Raw genomic sequence first — 2914 nt, forward strand, 5'->3', positions numbered from 1 at the left:
GAACAAGTTACAACATTTATTGAAAAAGATATTAAATTTGAACAGTCATTAAGAATAACAAATTGGGATAGACCGAGTGATACAATTACAGCTACCTCACCGGAAATTCATGTAAATAAAAAAAGAAGGTTGTCTGTTCGAGAATGTGCAATATTACAAACATTTCCTTTGGACTTTATTTTCAAAGGAAGTTTGAATTCAATGTATAGACAAATTGGAAATGCAGTACCTGTATTATTTGCAGAAAAGATTGCAGATGTAATAAATTCTCAGATTCAAGAATATGAAAAAACGGTATCTAAAAATCAAGAACTTGAAGTAGCAGATGTATTTTAATAATCTCTGAAACAATATATGATTATTTGTCGTTTGATATTGGAATGAGTTATCACCTGATTAATAATTATTTAGTTTGAGTGAGATGTTATTTATGTTATGATGTGTTGCTCTGGATAGGCTACACTAAGTTGGACAGATAAAATAAGGGCTTGTAAACTTAGACTATAAACATAAGGGAGCGTGCTTTTATGACACGTCAACGTCGAACATTTACACCCGAATTTAAACTGCAATTAGTGAAGCTTTATGAAAATGGTAAACCTCGTGCTGAGATTGCCCGAGAATACGATATTACCCCTTCTGCGCTAGATCGCTGGATTAAAAACCATAAAGAAACGGGTTCATTCGCTGCGAAGGATAATCGAACGGAAGAAGAAAATGAAATGGCTCGATTACGTAAGGAAAACCAACGTTTATTAATGGAGAACGATATTTTAAAGTAAGCGGCGCTGATCATGGGACGAAAATAAATGTGATTCGTAATAACGCTCACAAATATTCAGTATCAGCAATGTTTTATAGCTCGAGTAATCGCAGAGCTCATATGTGCGACGTCCTCAATCTACCAACTAGCACGTATTATTATCATGCGGATATTTCAGGCAAACGTGCGAAAAAAGCCGAAGACTTGGCAATTTCTAAAGAGGTTAAACGCATTTTCAAAGGTAGCCGAAACAATTACGGCACACGTAAAATCAAAAAGGAATTAGCAAAATTACCTGAGCCAAAACACGTATCACGTCGCCGAATTGGCCGTTTGATGAATGAACTTGGCCTAGTTTCAAACTACACGGTGGCACAATTTAAACCACACAAATCAAGTTGTAACGAAGCACCCATCAAGAACGAACTGAATCGTGCATTTCATCAGGAAGAGCCATTAGCAGTCATTGTCAGCGATTTAACATACGTCCGTGTCGGAAAAAAGTGGCACTATGTATGCTTATTTGTCGACCTTTTCAATCGTGAAATTATCGGCTCTAGTGCTGGTGAAAACAAAACGGCAGACCTTGTATATCAAGCGATTGCGAGTATTCAAGCCAACTTACATGACGTTAAAATGTTTCACACAGACCGTGGAAAAGAGTTCGATAACAAGCTGATTTCTGAAGCACTCGAAACATTCGGCATCCAACGATCACTGAGCATAAAAGGTTGCCCTTATGACAACTCTGTGGCTGAAGCGACATTCAAGATATTTAAAACAGAATTCGCTAACCAAGCCCACTTCACCTCTCTTGAACAGCTCGCTCTTGAACTTAGCGATTACGTACACTGGTTCAATAACATTCGAATTCACGGAACACTGGGCTATCTTATACCTATGGAATTTAAGCAACACCCTTATAATTTTTGTCCAGTTTAGTGTTGACATACCAGCTTCTGAAAGCGTCGCTTGAATCATTTTCTTTTGTTCTTTCCAATGCGTATTGATGGCTAACTTTCGATTGTTTCCTTCACGCGCTTTTGTACACGCTGCTCGTAACGGACAATCTGAACAGTCTTCGCATTCATAAATTTTAAACTGGTGTTTAAATCCATTTTGGTCTGTGCGCGTCGAGTCATATTGGTAGTTTAATCGTTTGCCATTTGGACATGTGTAAGAATTAGAAGTCGTATCGTATGCCCAATTGCTTATTTTGAAGGGGTCTTTTTGATATTTACGTTGCTGTTCTTTTCGATACATGTCATACGTAATCAACGCTTTTTTCTTTAAATCTTCCATGACATATTGATAATTGGGTTCACTTCCATAACCCCCATCCGCCACGATGTGTTCCGGTAAATCAAAATAGTTCGCCTGAATTTCTTTTAAAAAAGGTGTGAGTGTCTTCGTATCGGTTGGATTGGGATAGACATCATATGCAAGTACATATTGACCTTCTGTTGCGACTTGTACATTATATCCAGGTTTTAATTGCCCATTTTTCATATAATCATCTTTCATTCGCGTAAATGTCGCATTATGATCTGTTTTGGAGTAGCTATTTCGTGTGTCCATTCGTTGTAAATCAAGTTGGTATTTCTGTTTACGGCTCACCGCTAAAATTAGATGAAGCCGTGCCCGCGAAAAGCATCGCCCTAAACGAAAATAAATTTGCATACAAAAAGGACTTCGGCATTTTCATGTGCCGAAGTCCTTTCAATTTTGGCTAGGGTTTTGTCCAAGCCTCTTTTGCTCAAATCAATCGGTTTTTATTCAATTGACAACTCTCAACAACGTTATTTGACAAAGAGCTAACTTTTTACAGTCGATTATCTGTCTTATTAATTTGAAATTTTAATGTGTTAATACCGGTAAATATTTTTTAATTTCTGCAGCAATTTTTTCAGCTAATAGAACAGGTACAGCGTTACCTATTTGTTTGTATAAAGAATTTAAACTCCCTGTAAAAATAAAGTCATCAGGAAATGTTTGTAAAATTGCACATTCTCTTGCAGAGAGGCGACGTTCTTTATTTACATGAATTTCCGGTGAAGTAGCTGTAATTGTATCACTTGGTCTATCCCAATTTGTTATTCTTAATGACTGTTCAAATTTAATATCTTTTTCAATAAATGTTGTAACTTGTTT

Annotated in this window: 3 protein-coding genes and 1 pseudogene; 2 read left to right on the forward strand and 2 right to left on the reverse strand. The window is 36.6% G+C overall.

Going from position 1 to position 2914, the window contains the following annotated elements; all coding sequences use genetic code 11:
• Both KGI01_RS13540 and KGI01_RS13545 read left to right on the forward strand, forming a co-directional pair.
• Positions 1–336, forward strand: a 336-nt coding sequence (locus tag KGI01_RS13540; RefSeq protein ID WP_141275117.1) for a DNA cytosine methyltransferase, incomplete at its 5' end; no start/stop codon positions are given.
• Positions 337–527: 191 nt separating this feature from the next.
• Positions 528–1705 (forward strand): IS3 family transposase gene (locus KGI01_RS13545; protein WP_141275118.1). Its coding sequence is split into 2 segments (ribosomal slippage): positions 528–780 and positions 780–1705, totalling 1179 coding nucleotides; the frame shifts between segments, so codons are not numbered across the junction.
• 15 nt (positions 1706–1720) lie between these two features.
• On the opposite strand, the pseudogene KGI01_RS14145 reads toward KGI01_RS13545, so the two are convergent.
• Both KGI01_RS14145 and KGI01_RS13555 read right to left on the reverse strand, forming a co-directional pair.
• Positions 1721–2380: pseudogene (locus KGI01_RS14145) on the reverse strand (transposase); the annotation flags it as partial.
• Positions 2381–2620: 240 nt separating this feature from the next.
• A partial coding sequence (locus tag KGI01_RS13555; protein ID WP_174795820.1) for a DNA cytosine methyltransferase occupies positions 2621–2914 on the reverse strand: 294 nt, incomplete at its 5' end.

Origin of the sequence: Kurthia gibsonii (assembly GCF_006539985.1) — a bacterium.
Lineage (GTDB): Bacteria > Bacillota > Bacilli > Bacillales_A > Planococcaceae > Kurthia > Kurthia gibsonii.